This is a genomic window from Flavobacterium sp. LC2016-13, assembly GCF_009707955.1.
In the GTDB taxonomy this organism is placed as follows: Bacteria; Bacteroidota; Bacteroidia; order Flavobacteriales; family Flavobacteriaceae; genus Flavobacterium.
Map to the genome: position 1 here is coordinate 679945 of NZ_WMDQ01000002.1, position 15302 is coordinate 695246.

General features: G+C 31.7%; 16 protein-coding genes. 13 read left to right on the plus strand and 3 right to left on the minus strand.

Translation table 11 applies throughout. The annotated features are described in order from the left end of the window. The first annotated feature begins 59 nt into the window (after positions 1-59). Both GKZ86_RS06910 and GKZ86_RS06915 read left to right on the plus strand, forming a co-directional pair. Positions 60-1235, plus strand: coding sequence for a thioredoxin family protein (locus tag GKZ86_RS06910; protein WP_154782364.1), 1176 nt, complete (start codon positions 60-62; stop codon positions 1233-1235). Between the two features lie 13 nt (positions 1236-1248). Beyond that, positions 1249-1746 (plus strand): GNAT family N-acetyltransferase, encoded by a 498-nt coding sequence (locus GKZ86_RS06915; RefSeq protein WP_154782365.1) that lies wholly within the window; start codon positions 1249-1251, stop codon positions 1744-1746. 156 nt (positions 1747-1902) lie between these two features. Here the strand turns inward: GKZ86_RS06915 and GKZ86_RS06920 are convergent, their stop codons facing one another. Together GKZ86_RS06920 and GKZ86_RS06925 are read right to left on the minus strand one after the other, a co-directional pair. Further along, entirely contained in the window at positions 1903-2490 is a 588-nt protein-coding gene (locus tag GKZ86_RS06920) for a glutathione peroxidase (RefSeq protein WP_154782366.1), read from the minus strand. A 404-nt stretch (positions 2491-2894) separates the two neighbouring features. Further along, positions 2895-3032 carry a hypothetical protein gene (locus GKZ86_RS06925; protein ID WP_154782367.1) on the minus strand — a complete coding sequence of 46 codons (138 nt, stop codon included), beginning with the start codon at positions 3030-3032 and terminating at the stop codon, positions 2895-2897. Between the two features lie 351 nt (positions 3033-3383). Between GKZ86_RS06925 and GKZ86_RS06930 the strand changes: the two genes are divergently transcribed. The 8 genes from GKZ86_RS06930 to arsB all read left to right on the plus strand — a co-directional run bounded on the left by GKZ86_RS06930 (position 3384) and on the right by arsB (position 8563). Further along, entirely contained in the window at positions 3384-3914 is a 531-nt protein-coding gene (locus GKZ86_RS06930; protein WP_154782368.1) for an RNA polymerase sigma factor, read from the plus strand. After that, positions 3914-4702, plus strand: a complete 789-nt coding sequence (locus GKZ86_RS06935; protein WP_154782369.1) for an anti-sigma factor domain-containing protein — start codon at positions 3914-3916, stop codon at positions 4700-4702. The genes GKZ86_RS06930 and GKZ86_RS06935 overlap by 1 nt, the downstream gene beginning before the upstream one ends. Positions 4703-4805: 103 nt before the next feature. After that, entirely contained in the window at positions 4806-5192 is a 387-nt protein-coding gene (locus GKZ86_RS06940) for a DoxX family protein (RefSeq protein WP_154782370.1), read from the plus strand. A 17-nt stretch (positions 5193-5209) separates the two neighbouring features. Then, positions 5210-5944: a DUF3667 domain-containing protein gene (locus tag GKZ86_RS06945; RefSeq protein WP_154782371.1), complete on the plus strand. Its 735-nt coding sequence runs from the start codon at positions 5210-5212 to the stop codon at positions 5942-5944. 82 nt (positions 5945-6026) lie between these two features. After that, positions 6027-6359 (plus strand): helix-turn-helix transcriptional regulator, encoded by a 333-nt coding sequence (locus GKZ86_RS06950; protein WP_154782372.1) that lies wholly within the window; start codon positions 6027-6029, stop codon positions 6357-6359. A gap of 18 nt (positions 6360-6377) precedes the next feature. Beyond that, on the plus strand, positions 6378-6851 hold the full coding sequence (locus tag GKZ86_RS06955) for a DUF6428 family protein (protein WP_154782373.1): 474 nt from the start codon (positions 6378-6380) through the stop codon (positions 6849-6851). A 15-nt stretch (positions 6852-6866) separates the two neighbouring features. After that, positions 6867-7499 (plus strand): protein-tyrosine-phosphatase, encoded by a 633-nt coding sequence (locus GKZ86_RS06960; protein ID WP_154782374.1) that lies wholly within the window; start codon positions 6867-6869, stop codon positions 7497-7499. Beyond that, positions 7499-8563 carry an ACR3 family arsenite efflux transporter gene (gene arsB, locus GKZ86_RS06965; protein WP_154782375.1) on the plus strand — a complete coding sequence of 355 codons (1065 nt, stop codon included), beginning with the start codon at positions 7499-7501 and terminating at the stop codon, positions 8561-8563. Before GKZ86_RS06960 ends, arsB begins: the two co-directional genes overlap by 1 nt. Positions 8564-8665: 102 nt before the next feature. Here the strand turns inward: arsB and ccsA are convergent, their stop codons facing one another. After that, the gene (gene ccsA, locus GKZ86_RS06970; RefSeq protein WP_154782376.1) at positions 8666-11869 is read right to left on the minus strand and encodes a cytochrome c biogenesis protein CcsA; all 3204 of its coding nucleotides are present in this window, start codon (positions 11867-11869) and stop codon (positions 8666-8668) included. Positions 11870-12182: 313 nt separating this feature from the next. Between ccsA and GKZ86_RS06975 the strand changes: the two genes are divergently transcribed. From GKZ86_RS06975 to GKZ86_RS06985, 3 genes are all read left to right on the plus strand, one after another. After that, a complete protein-coding gene (locus tag GKZ86_RS06975; RefSeq protein WP_154782377.1) occupies positions 12183-13868 on the plus strand; it encodes a glycoside hydrolase family 28 protein in 1686 nt (561 codons plus the stop codon). 79 nt (positions 13869-13947) lie between these two features. Next, positions 13948-14709, plus strand: a complete 762-nt coding sequence (locus GKZ86_RS06980) for a Rossmann-like and DUF2520 domain-containing protein (RefSeq protein ID WP_154782378.1) — start codon at positions 13948-13950, stop codon at positions 14707-14709. 7 nt (positions 14710-14716) lie between these two features. After that, complete coding sequence (locus GKZ86_RS06985) at positions 14717-15220, plus strand: HAD family hydrolase (protein ID WP_195936671.1); 504 nt, start codon at positions 14717-14719, stop codon at positions 15218-15220. The last annotated feature ends 82 nt before the right edge of the window (positions 15221-15302 follow it).

Here is a 15302-nt window from a genome sequence, read left to right on the forward strand (position 1 = left end):
TTTTAGAAAAAGGCAATATATTTGTAAATCATAATTTTCTTTATCAAAATAAATACTTTATGCGTTTCTTATATTTATTTTTTGTTTTTGTTTCCCTGCAGGCTGTACAATCTCAGAATCAATTTACTGTCGATGGAATTTCATACAAAACTGCGTTAGAGAATGCTAAAACACAAAATAAACCTGTTTTCGTAATGCTTTATGCAGATTGGTGTCCGCATTGCAATCAAATGAAAAAAGAGGTTTTTAGCGATGCAAATGTTATGGATTTCCTGAATAAGAATTATATCTGTATTTGGAAAAATATAGAAAAGGAAGAAGGAATTGCTCTTAAAAATAAATTTAAAACGACATCCCTTCCTTCATTTTTATTTTTAGATTCAAATAAAACACTTTTATATGCTTTAAAAGGCGAAATGAAAACGCCTGAATTTTTAGCTGAAGCCAATTATGCTTTAAACCCGAAATTTCAACTGCCTTATTTAGAAAAAGATTTTTTAGCAGATCCTAGCAATTCAACAAAGTATTTCGCATATTTAAATACCCTGAAAAAAGGGAAAGACAGAACTGAATTATCGATTCCTACTCATATTTATCTTGAAACACAATCTGATGCACAACTAGTAAGTGAAACCAACTGGCGTGTTATTGCAAACGGTGTTACTGATATTAATTCGAGAGAATTTCAATATGTTTTAAAACATCAAAAGGAATTTGCTGCTGTAGCTTCGCAAAATCGCATTGATCGAAAAGTTGAAAGTATTGTCAATGAGTTACTTCGGCCTCTTGTTGATAATTTAGATACTATAAACTATTATAAACAAAGAGAAATTGCTAAATCAATACGATTACAAAAAACAGATTCTCTTGTTTTTAAATTTGATTTGACATTGGCTGAACGAACTGAAAAATGGGATTTTTATAAAAAGGTTACGCTTGAAAATACCGAAAAATTAGTTTGGAATGATGCCAGTTTTCTAAAAGATATTGGTCAAACCTTTTTAAAACATATCTCTGATGCTGAAAGTTTGAAAAAATCTATTTTTTGGGTAAAACATTCCTTAGAATTAAATGATTCTTATGATGGAAATTTATTGATTGCAAAGCTTTACAATAAAATCAAAGACAAAAAATCGGCTTTAAAATACGCCAAAGATGCTAAAGTTATTTCGAATGAAATGAATTGGAATCCTAAAGAAGTTGATACTTTATTAGCAGAATTAAATACAAAATAAACTCACCAAAACCATGAACGTTACTCTTAGACCAGCAACCACAAACGATTTAGAAAAAATCCTCGAGATTGTAAATTATTCTATTTTGCATACAACAGCAAATTATAATTATGATATTCAGACTCTTGAAGTACAGACAAAATGGTTTGAAGATAAAAAAGCTAAAAACATGCCTATTGTTGTAGCAGATTTAGATGGCGAAGTCGTTGGTTTTGGAAGTTACGGGCAATTTCGTGAGAAAATTGGTTACCAATATACTGTAGAACATTCGGTTTATGTAGTAGATAATATTATTGGAAAAGGTGTTGGATCTCAATTATTAACCGAATTAATTCGTCTGGCTAAAGAACAAGGCCTGCACGTAATGATTGGCGCTATTGATGCAGATAATGCAGGAAGTATTGCTTTTCATGAAAAATTCGGATTTATTGCTACCGGAACGATTCGCGAAGTAGGTTATAAATTTGATCATTGGCTTGATTTGGTTTTTATGCAGTTGATTTTGAAGTAGTTTATTTGCACGCGGATGACACGGATTCGCTAAAGCGAAAACGCGGATTTAAAACGGATTTTTTATTTTACTAATATTTTGATCGAAATAGCACAAAAAAAATCCACAAATTTGATTTATTCAAATTTGTGGATTTTTTGGTTTAGATAGTTCTAACTAGCTTTTAATCCAGTTGATAACGTCCGGCTCTGTAACTAAAGTTTTTGGTTTAATTACTTTTACCAATTCTCCTTTTTCGTTGATTAGGTATTTTTGAAAATTCCATTCTACTTCAGAATCCTGTAAACCATTTTTAGATTTTTGTGTCAGGAATTTGTATACTTCGCACATATCATCTCCTTTTACAGAAACTTTATCCATCATAGGAAATGTTACACCATAATTTTGTTGGCAAAAAGCACCAATTTCCTCATTTGTACCAGGTTCCTGAGAAGCAAAATTGTTAGCAGGAAAACCTACAATTACAAAACCTTTATCTTTATATTCTTTATAAACAGCTTCAAGATCTTTATATTGAGGCGTTAATCCGCATTTTGAAGCGGTATTTACAATTAATATCTTTTTTCCTTTCAGAGACGCAAAATCAAAAGTATTTCCAGATAAATCTTCTACTTTAAATTGGTAAATAGTTTCTTTTGTCATGGCTTGATCCGTTTTAGGCGTTTTTGTTTTATTGGTTTGCGCTTGGTTTTGGCAGCTAAATAATAATAGAACGCCATACGCTAAACATAATATTTTTTTCATTGTTTCTAATTTTTTTATAAAATTAATCAAAATCTGTTTTGATGATTGAGTTTAAGCGCTTTATTTTTTATTAAACTTAAGTTAAATAAAAAAATGAAGCCTAGCGTTAATCAGACGCTAGGCTTCTCCCCATACAAACAAATCAAACCATGAATTAATCCTTATATATCTTTTGAGTAACAAAATTTTCTTTTGTTTTTACTCGTTATTTATTAGTTTAAAAATTATAGCTGACGCCTTGGTTTTAATGAAATTATACTATTAATCAATAAATTACACTAATCTCAAAATATTTTAATTGGCTTGTAAATGTTATTTTAATTTGCTTGGTGTATATTTAGTGTGCATTGATAAAATCTTTCACTTGGAAGTCCAAGGACATCAACTATAAGCTTTATAAATTTTTAATTATTATTAAAATCAATCGAAATACTTAAACGGGCCTTACTATTTTTAAAATTGCTGTCGTTAGAATTTGTAAGTGCCAAAACAGTAGTTAATCCTACAATTAATATTTTCAAATTATTTGTCATATTATTCATGATATTAATTCTTTAATTATTCTAATTATTTTACAATTTCAATCTTAAAAAGCGCCGTTTGTAATAATCATCGCAGAGTTGTTTATCGGCATATATTTTAATTCTTACAAATTTGATCTGCTTTGCTATTTACTGGCACATTTCATTTTATGTTATAATAGCATTTACGTAATAGGATTACTTTTGGTTTTAAAAAACGTGAAAAAAACTTATTTTTTTTCATAATCCCTTATTTTGCTAAGGTTTAGACTGTTAAAAAAAATGCGTTTTTCACAAAAAAATAAATTATCTTTATCTCAGAGATCTAAAAAAAGATTCTATAAAATTTGTTTAAGCTTAAAAACCACATCTATGAGTCAAGAAGAATTATTAGTTTTAATTTATAAAAAAGACGAAAGAGCTTTTACCCATTTGTACGACATGTATTCTAAAAGTCTGTTTTCGGTCATTAACGTTTTAATAAAAAACCGCGAAGAAGCCGAAGATGTTTTGCAGGAAGTTTTTGTCAAAATCTGGAAAAACATAGATTCCTATAATGAAGGTAAAGGACGATTTTACACCTGGATCCTTAATATAGCTCGTAATACGTCGATTGATAAGTTAAGATCCAAAAATTTTAATAACAGCCAAAAAAACCTTTCTTCAGATAATTTCGTAAATCTGTTAGATGACAGTAATAAATTAACTAATAGAATTGATACAATAGGAATTCAGGAGTTTGTAAAAAAACTAAAACCAAAATGTATTGAGATTATAGATTTATTATTCTTTAAAGGATATACCCAGCAGGAAGCTTCAGAAGAATTAGCAATGCCACTGGGAACTGTCAAAACTCAAAACAGAAACTGTATTAACGATTTACGTAATTATTTAAAAATCTAATGGAAGCACAAGAATATATAGAATCAGGAATTTTAGAATTGTATGTTTACGGTTTATTAACCGAAACTGAAAATCTGGAAATAGCGGAACTGGCTAAAAAGAATCCCGAAGTTGATCATGAAATTATTGAGATAGAAAAAGCTATTGTAGCCCTGTCATCAAGTTTCTCACCTTTTCACTCGGTAGCTAATTTCGAGAAGATAAAAGCTCGTTTAGAGCTTAAACATGGTAAAGTGGTCGACATGAAACCGGCTTCAAACTGGTCTCAATATGTGGGCTGGGCAGCTTCTGTTTTATTGCTTTTAGGACTTGGATACCAAACCTTAGAGTTAACAAAAACAAAAGAAGCAATTGCTACTGTTGGCACTGAAAAAAATAAAATTCAAAGAGAATTTGCTTATTTAGATCAACAAAATAAGCAGACTGAGAAAAACTTAACTATCGTTAGGGATATCAAAAATACTGGTGTAACACTTGGCGGTCAGGCGGTTTCTCCTACATCATTTGCAAAAGTATATTGGAACAAAGAAACCAAAACTACTTATATTGATGCTGCAGGTTTACCAAAACCACCAAAAGGAATGGTTTATCAGGTTTGGGCTTTAAAACTTAGTCCGGTACTTACACCAACAAGTATTGGTTTGTTAAGCGATTTTGAAGGAAATGATCAAAAGATATTCTCTGTAGAGCAAACAGATTCTGCTGAAGCTTTTGGAATTACGCTTGAACCGGCCGGAGGAAGTTTAACTCCTACTATGGAACAACTGTATACTTTAGGAAAAGTTTAAAAATCAATTTATTATAAAACTCAAAACGCATATTAATTTATTTTAATATGCGTTTTTTTATTATTTTTAAAACAAAATAACAACCAAAAAACCAAAATCAAACATGAACGGAACTTTACTTTTAAGAATTGCAACTGCTATTATACTGCTCTCCCATTCCGTTATCGGAATTTTTGATAATGGCATAAATGATTTTGGGAACTTATATCTAAATCAGATTGGATTTGCTCCTTTCGGCGTTTTTTTGGCGTGGTCTATTAAATTATCCCATATTGTTGCGGCTGTGCTTTTGCTTCTTAATAAGTATATAAAACTTGCGGGATTTGTAACCATTTTTGTTTTGATTATGGGAATCGTTTTAGTTCATTTTCAGGAAGGCTGGTTTGTTGTTGGCGGCGGAAGAAACGGCGTTGAGTATAACTTTTTATTGATTTGCGTTTTATTGGCTATTATGTATCCAAACGGTTTGAAAAAACAAAATGAGTTGTAATTCAAAAGAATTTAAACATGGAAATAATCTGTAAAAACTGTCATCAAATTTACAAAGGTCATTATTGTAATAATTGCGGACAATCTGCTGAAACCCATAAAATAAACCTGCATTTTTTGTGGCATGATATTCAGCATGGATTATTTCATTTTGATAAAGGAATTTTATATTCTGTTAAACAATTATTTACACGACCAGGAGATTCTATAAGAGATTTTATTGAAGGAAAACGCGTAAGGCATTTTAAACCATTGTCTTTAGTCGTGATTTTGGCAACACTTTACGGGCTTTTGTATCATTATTTTCGTATTAATGTAATACATGCAACGTCGACAGATCCTAAAGTAGATTATTTGAAGTTTAATGAATGGATGGCAACGCATTTTTCCTGGGTAACTATCGCTACCATTCCTATTTTTACGTTAGGAACTTATATCTGTTTTAGAAATCAAGGCTATAATTTTATAGAATATTTCATTCTAAACACCTTCAAGGCTTCGCAAAAACTCTGCGCCCACATTGTCACATTTCCTTTACTATATATCTTCAATAATACACCACACATTCAAAAAGTAACAATTCTGATATACACTATTGATCTTGTTTTAATTTTTTGGACAAATATTCAGTTTTTTAATAAAATATCTAAAACAAAGGCCTTCTTTTTATCCTTACTGAGCCATATTATATTTTTAGTTTGTTTTATTACACTATTGGTGATCATTTTTATATTGAAAGCAACATTTAATTAATACATTCCAAAAATGAAATTTTCAGGTTTTTCCTTTTTTTATAAAAATCTATATCGTAATATTGCAATATAAAAATAAAACGATGGGAATTACTAAATCAGATCATTTTACAGACAATCAAAATGAATTGGCCATTTTAGCAAAAGCTTTAGGTCATCCGGCCCGAATTGCCATTATACAATACTTGCTTAAAGTAAATACTTGTATTTGTGGTGATATTGTAAACGAGCTTCCTCTTTCTCAACCTACAATTTCCCAACATTTAAAAGAGCTTAAAAATGCCGGATTAATTAAAGGAAATATAGAAGGAAATGCCATCTGTTATTGCATTAACGAAACTGGATTTGAAAAAATTAGAGGCTTTTTTGATGTTGTAACGCTTCATCTGGAGAAAAGAAAAAACGAATGTTGTTAATCATTAAATCAAATTATTATGAAACTTTCAGAAATTAAAAAAATATTAAATAGTGTTGAAACAGTAAATTTTCAATTGCCTAACGGAAATTTTGTTCCGGAACATTTTCATGTAACTGAAGTAGGTTTAATTACTAAAAATTTTATCGATTGTGGCGGAGTTGTTCGTAAAGAAACTGTTGTAAACTTTCAGCTTTGGGATGCTAACGATTTTGAGCATCGCTTAAAACCTCAAAAATTAATTCACATTATCGAACTTTCAGAAAAAGTTTTAGGAATTGAAGATTTTGAAATTGAAGTAGAATATCAGGATCAAACCATTGGGAAATACGATTTAGGTTTTAATGGAAAAGATTTTGAATTATTAAATAAAACTACAGCTTGTCTGGCTCAAGATCAATGTGGAATTCCTGCAGAGAAACCAAAGCTTAAATTAACTCAATTAAACGCCGATAGCGGAAATTCTTGTGCTCCCGGCGGCGGATGTTGTTAATTAATATTTGTAGCTATGACCAATTCAAATAGATTATTTCCTGAAATACAAGAAATTATTACTTCTTTTAATTTTGAAACGATTAGTGTAGAACGTAAAAATGTTTTGCAACCGCTAATTGATTTTATTCAATCGAAAACTGATGCTAAGCAAGAAATCAGACTAAATTTAATTTGCACCCACAATTCAAGAAGAAGTCATTTATCGCAAGTTTGGGCGCAAACGGCAGCTTATTATTATGATATAAAAAATGTTTTTTGCTATTCAGGCGGTACTGAAGCAACCACTTTATTTCCTAAAGTTGCCGAAATTCTGGAAAAGGAAGGTTTTAAAATTAAAAAGCTTTCAGAACAAAATAATCCGGTTTATGCTATAAAATTTGCTCAGGATTCAGCACCTGTTATTGGATTTTCTAAAACATATGATGATGATTTTAATCCTGAAAATGGTTTTGCAGCTATTATGACGTGCTCACAAGCTGATGAAGGTTGTCCTTTTATAGCAGGTGCTGAAAAAAGAATTCCTATTACATACGAAGACCCTAAAATCTTTGATAATTCAGATGAACAAGATGAAAAATATCAGGAACGAAGCCTTCAAATTGGTTTAGAAATGTTTTATGTTTTCTCTCAAATTAAAAAGCAATAATGTTAATAGATCAATCTAGTCCAGTTATAGGCCGAAAAAAGCTTAATTTTCTCGATCGTTTCCTAACGCTTTGGATTTTCATAGCGATGGCAATTGGAGTTTCAATTGGATATTTTATTCCGTCAAGCGGAAATATAATAAACACATTTTCCAAAGGAAGTACCAATATTCCATTAGCAATTGGACTTATTTTAATGATGTATCCTCCTCTTGCAAAAGTAAAGTATGAACGAATGCTGAATGTTTTTAAAAATGTAAAAGTACTTGGTGCATCATTAGTTTTAAATTGGATTATTGGTCCAACTCTTATGTTTGCTTTGGCATTATTATTTTTACAGGGATATCCAGAATATATGATCGGACTGATTTTAATTGGATTAGCGCGTTGTATAGCGATGGTTGTTGTCTGGAATGATCTTGCAGATGGAGACAGAGAATATGCGGCAGGATTAATTGCTTTAAATAGTATTTTTCAGGTTCTTCTTTATAGTTTTTACGCTTATATTTTCATAACCATATTACCTCCATTTTTTGGATATTCAGGTTTTAATATAGCTATAAGTATTAGTCAGATTGCAGAGAGTGTGGGTATTTATTTAGGAATTCCGTTTGCACTTGGCATAATTAGCCGCTATATTTTGATAAAATATAAAGGCGAAGAATGGTTCCAGAATAAATATTTGCCTTTTATTTCTCCCATCACTTTGATAGCTCTACTATTTACGATTGTAATTATGTTTAGCTTAAAGGGAAAATTAATTGTTGAGATTCCACTAGATGTTATTAGAATTGCAATACCATTAGCACTATATTTCGTGATCATGTTTATCCTTAGCTTTTTCATCGGAAAATATTTTGGAGCTGATTACTCTAAAAGTACAGCAATTGCATTTACAGCAACTGGAAATAATTTTGAGCTTGCAATTGCCGTTGCGATTGGTGTATTTGGAATTAATAGCGGTCAGGCTTTTGCTGGCGTAATTGGTCCTTTGGTTGAAGTTCCAGCCTTAATTGCTTTGGTAAATGTCGCTTTTTGGTTTCGAAAGAAATATTTTTCATCTTAAACAAATAACATTTACACTTAAAGAAATTAAACATCTTTAAAATCAAATATTCATTCATAAAAAAAGGTTCAACTTACGTTGAACCTTTTTTATGAAAATTAATTATTTTTTGCTTTTATAATATTTTCTATATTTTGGATATGTTAAAGCTCCAATGACTGAAATTGTTCCCAACGAATACCAAATCCAGCTTAGTGAATGCGCTTCTCCACTTGCGTACGAGTGTAAACCAACCAAATGGAAGTTTACTCCATAATACGTAAACAAAATCGATACAAAGGCATACATACTCATTAAATTGAAGAACCATTTACCTCTTAAAGAAGGAACAAAACGTGCGTGAATTACGAACGCATAAACCATAATTGAGATTAATGCCCAGGTTTCTTTTGGATCCCATCCCCAGTAACGTCCCCAACTTTCGTTTGCCCATTGTCCTCCAAGGAAGTTACCAATGGTTAACATAATCAAACCAATTGTCAATGACATTTCGTTGATATAAGTGATTTCTTTTATGTTTAAGCTCATTTTGGCTTTGTTTTTTTCATTGGTAAAGAAAATCAATACCAAGGCAACAAAACCTAAAATCATTCCAAGAGCAAAAGGTCCGTAACTTGCTACAATTACTGCAACGTGAATCATTAACCAATACGAGTTCAATACAGGCTGTAAATTAGCAATTTCAGGATCAATCCAGTTTGCGTTTGCGGCCATGAAAATCATTGAAGTAACAAATGCTGCAGATGCTACAGTAAGTTTCGATTTTCTGTCGAAAGCTAAACCAAAGAACATCGTTGCCCACGCTACATATACAATTGCTTCATAAGCATTACTCCACGGTGCATGCCCGGAAATATACCAACGAGCGATTAAAGCTACGGTATGAAGTGCAAATATTAACCCTATCAAAATATGGAAACCATTTACAGTGTAGCGTAAAAACTTTTTCTCAAAGAAAATGTTAAATAAAGTAAAAATCAACATAAAAATACCGGCAAGTGAATACCAATAAAACATTTTTGGTAAAATATTATAGGTATTATAGGCAATTTCAAGATCGATTTTTCTTTCGCCAGGACGTACTGCGCTTCCAAATTTCTTTTGAAAGCCATTAATACTTTCTACCAACTGATCGGCTGTAGTAAAGTTTTTAGAAATCGAACCATTATTTAAAGCACTAAAATACATAGGTAAAATTTGCTTTACATAAGTAGAATCCATGCCTTTTAAACCTGCGTTTTGTATTTCTAAATAAGAAATCCATTTATTGCCGGGATCATTTGGAATTGGAAATATTTTTAAAATACTTCCGCTTAAAGCAGATTCCATTAAGTTTACTTTCTTATCAGTTTCAATAAAATCTTTCTCAAAATTATTTGGATTCGCTGCTTTATATGCTGCATCTAAATAAGGAGAAAGTTTATAATTTCCGTTTTCATCAAAGAATTTTACAAAAGGAGCAAATTTAGCTTCTTTCTCAATTCCGATAATTCTGCGAATACTGTCGTTTTCAGGTTTGATGTAAATTATAGGAATCTGAATCCAAACCTGAGCATATTGTGTCATAGACAAAAATACCTGATCAGAATTCATTCCGTTATACTTATCATCATGGCTTACTTTTCTCAATAATTCAGATGAGAAAGTATTAATAGGCTTCATTCTTCCTCCCGCATCCTGAATAATCAAGCGTCCAAATTTAGCGGCATGCGCTTCCGGAGCTTTATAAATAGACAATAACGAATCTAATTGTTTTTGACTTGGCGGAGCGGTAACGTGATTGGCATGATCATTAGGATCTGCTGTATGATTATGATCGTGTCCAGGTGTGTGAACGTGAGGTGCTTGTGCAAAACCACTCAAACCAATCATTAAAACCAAAATGGTAATTAATTTTTCTTTTTTCTTTTTAACAACTTCTAATTTGCGTTTTAAATCTGCAAAACGAGAATGTTTGGTAAACATGATAGCCATTAATCCAAAAAACAATATAAAATAGCCTAAATAAGTAATTGAAGTTCCCCACCAATCGTGGTTTACAGATAATACAGTTCCTTTTTCGTCCGGATCAAATGAAGATTGGAAAAAACGGTATCCTTTATGGTCTAAAACGTGGTTCATATAAATATCAGCATCAAAAGTTTCAGCTGAATCCTGAACGGTAACTTTACTTTCAAAAGCAGAATAACTTTTTTCTGTTCCCGGATATTTTGTAGCAATAAAATCGTTTAATTTAATTTTAAAAGGTAAAACATACGCTTTACTTCCATAAAATAAAGAATATTCTATTTTACCAATTTTAACGGTTTGAGGCTCTCCTACACTTCCTTTAGAACCTAAAAGTCGTACTTCTTTTTCCTGGCCTTCAGCTTTTACTTTAACAATTAAAGCATCAGTATGCGATTTTGCTTTAAAATCTTTACTTGATTCATAATCAACAATTCCTTTTACAGCAGGATCCGGAAAAACAATTCGGATATCACCAATACTATATAACGAACGCATCATTAAAGGCTGAACATTATCTTTGGTTACAGTTCCTTTTAGTTTATCTGCCATTCGCATAAATTCCCCTTCAAAAGGAGTTTGAATGGTATATTTTTCACCTTTTGTATTAATATTTATGGCACCGTCTGTCTGCTTATTCAAAGCAAATAAAACGTTATGAATGTTCTGAACTTCACCTTCTTTCAGGAAATGTTCTTCACGTCCGCCAGCACCGGCTTCAACTAATTTTAAGTATAAAGTTCCGTTAGCGGTTGGTTTTATCGTTTCTTTCGCTCCCATAATATAGTTTACGTAACTCACTTCAAAAGGAGTTTCATCAAACTTTCCTGAAATCGAAAAATCATTATTGGTAACCGGCGAAAGCAAAAGGCTTTTATCAAAAACCCTGCGTTTCATTTCGCCTTTATATTCTCCATCTGCAAAAACAGTGATGAATGTTTTGTCTGAATAAATTTGGTTTTCTGCTGCACCTTCACGGATTGGCATCATTCCTTCGTAACTAATATAACGTGTAATAAAAGCTCCTAAAATGATAAAAACAAAAGCAATATGAAGTAAAAAAGTGGCCCATTTTTCTTTTTTAAGCAATTGATAACGCTTAATATTTCCAAAGAAATTCAACATAAAAACGGCCATTATAGCCTCAAACCACCAAGTATTGTAAATTAAAATTCTGGCTGTATCAGTATTGTACTTACTTTCGATAAAAGTTCCAACACCCATTGCGATTGCAAATGTTAAAAAAAGAACGGCCATTAATCGTGTAGAAAACAAAAAAGAGAATATTTTTTTATCCATTTTTGAGGAATTACATTGTATAAAAGTGCCACAAAAGTACTTAAAAATGTTGAGTTCCAATATTTGGTATTTGTTAATTAAAACCAAAAAAAGGATCTTTAACAATGTCGAATTATGTTAAATCGTAAGTTATTATTTACGTGCAAATACTATTAAACAATTTCTTTGATAATTGATATTTTTTATTAGATTTGTGTAATCGATTACATTATTAATTTGTTTTTTATAAAAACAGATTTTTTAAGGATCCGCAAAAAGTAGTAATCAAAATAAGAATTATAGCTATCAATAACCACCTCATATAATAACTAACATGAAAATTAAACCAACAAACTTGTTGTGGATTACTTTGACAGTTTTATCTATAAACTGTTTAAAAAGTACTGCACAAAATTCAAAGCCAAGCGAAACCTATAAAAATATAGAATTCAAAATGGCAAAAGTTCAGGAACCTATAATACCAAAAAATACAGTAAACATAATCGATTTTGGTGCTGTAAATGGCGGATATGTTTTAAATACAAAGGCCTTCGCCGATGCCATTGATGCAGTTTCTAAAAAAGGCGGCGGAAAAGTTATCATTCCACCCGGAATATGGCTAACCGGACCAATTATTTTAAAAAGTAATATCGAATTATATGCTTCAACCGGAGCATTAATTAAATTCTCGACAAACAAAGATTTATATCCTATTATAGAAACCAGTTTTGAGGGATTGAATACATGGCGCTGCATCTCTCCTATTTATGGAAAGAACTTAGAAAATGTAGCTTTTACAGGAAATGGCGTTTATGATGGTTCAGGGGAAGTTTGGCGTATGGTAAAGAAAAGTAAATTAACCGAAAGCCAATGGAAAACTTTAATAGCTTCCGGCGGTGTTCTTAATGATAAAAAAGAAAGTTGGTATCCATCTGAACAATATGTAAAAGGAAACCAAAATGCAGATCAAAATGTACGCCCGGATTTAAAAACAAAAGAAGAATTTCAGGCTATTCGTGACTTTCTTCGCCCGGTAATGGTAAGCATTCAAAATAGTAAAAGAGTACTTTTTGACGGACCTGTTTTTCAAAATTCTCCTGCATGGAACATTCATCCTTTGATGGTTGAAGATTTAATTGTACGCAATGTTACCGTTAGAAATCCATGGTATTCTCAAAACGGAGACGGCCTTGACGTAGAATCCTGCAAAAATGTTGTCATAGAAAATTCTAGTTTTGATGTAGGTGACGATGCTATTTGTATTAAATCAGGAAAAGACAAAGACGGTCGTGATCGTGGTGTTCCGTGCGAAAATATCATTGTCAAAAATAATATCGTATACCACGGACACGGCGGTGTTACCGTGGGAAGTGAAATGTCCGGAGGCGTAAAAAACCTTCATGTATCTAATTGTACTTTTATGGGAACTGATGTTGGTTTACGTTTTAAAAGTACACGCGGACGTGGCGGAATTGTTGAGAATATCTTTATTTCTGATATTTATATGATTGATATTCCATCGCAGGCAATTTCTTTTGATCTTTATTATGGAGGAAAATCAATTGCCGAAACTTTGGCTGAAGGAGGAAATAAAGTAAGTACTAAAATGGTTCCTGTAAATGATGAAACGCCACAGTTTAAGAATATTTCTATCAAAAACATAACCATTTCAGGAGCTTATCAAGCTGTATTTCTGCAAGGTTTACCTGAAATGAACCTTGAAAATATTGAAATTTCAAATCTTACTGCAAAAGCACAAAAAGGCTTTTCGATTATTGATGCCAACGGAATCAAAATTAACAACGCTAAACTAGACATTGAAAACCCGACTGTTTTTGAAATCTATAATGGTAAAAATATGTCTTTGAAAAATGTTGAATTCAACTCAACTTCAACTAAAGCAATTACTATTGATGGCGCAGCAAGTGAGAAAATCGAATTGGTTACAGATAAAAAATCTGATTATTCTAAAAAGACAACTATCACAGAAACAGTTTCTAAAGGAGCTGTGAAATTTTAAATAAATTAAATATACAAAACATTCCAAAGACGCACTTCTGTGCGTCTTTACATTTAAAAAATAATGCTAATTTTGCGATATGATTCGAATAACGCTAATTGGTTCCGGAAATGTCGCGCAACATTTAATAAAAGCTTTCACCAAAAGTGAGCTTATTGAAATTGTACAGGTATTTTCGAGAAAAAAAGAAACTCTAGCTCACCTACTCGATTCTGATAAAATTACAAATGATTTTTCTGCTCTAAAAGAGTCTGATTTATATATCATAGCTGTTTCAGATAATGCTATTGCACACGTTTCTAAGCAATTACTTTTTCAAAATAAGCTTGTGGTTCATACTTCAGGAACGGCTTCAATTGATACTTTGGATGCTAAAAATAAAAGAGGCGTTTTTTATCCGTTACAAACATTTTCTAAAGATAAAGCAGTGGATTTCTCCATAATTCCGATCTGTTTAGAAGCTGAAAATCAAGCAGATTATGCTATTCTGGAAACGGTTGCGAAAAGTATTTCGAATGCCGTTTATTCCATTAGTTCAGAACAACGAAAAGCGCTGCATGTTGCCGCTGTTTTTGTCAATAATTTTACGAATCATTTATACCAGATTGGTCACGAAATTTGTGAAGAACACCAGGTTCCTTTTGACGTTTTAAAACCTTTAATTCAGGAAACTGCAGAAAAAATCAATACATTAAATCCAATTGATGCCCAAACCGGACCTGCTAAACGCGGTGATTCGACAACAATCGAAGCGCATTTGGAATATTTATCAAAAGAAAATCAAAAAAATATCTATAAACTTTTAACTCAATCTATTCAAGATGATAGACAAACATTTTAAACAAATAATGAACGACATCACAACATTTATTTTTGATGTTGATGGCGTGCTTACAGATAGTTCAGTTTTTGTTACCAATGAAGGAGAAATGCTTCGCACAATGAATATTCGTGATGGTTATGCCATGAAAGCAGCTATTGAAAGCGGTTATAATGTCTGTGTTATTTCTGGCGGAAGCAATGAAGGCGTTCGCATTAGACTTCGTAATTTAGGAATTACAGACATTCATTTAGGAACTCCGGATAAAGTTAAAACTTTTAAAGAATATACCGATACTTATAATATAAAACCAGAACAGGTTTTATATATGGGAGATGATATTCCTGATTATCATGTTATGAAATTAGTAGGATTGCCAACTTGCCCGCAAGATGCAAGTCCTGAAATCAAAAATATTTGTCGTTACGTCTCACACGTTAAAGGCGGAAGAGGCGCTGCACGTGACGTAATCGAACAAGTCATGAAAGTACAGGGGAAATGGATGGAATATTTTAATGGAAAACACGACTAAATAATTTTAGATTAATTCTACAAAGATTAAACCTTAGTTTTAAACCTTTGCACCTTTGTTACTTAGAACCTCAGAACCTTTA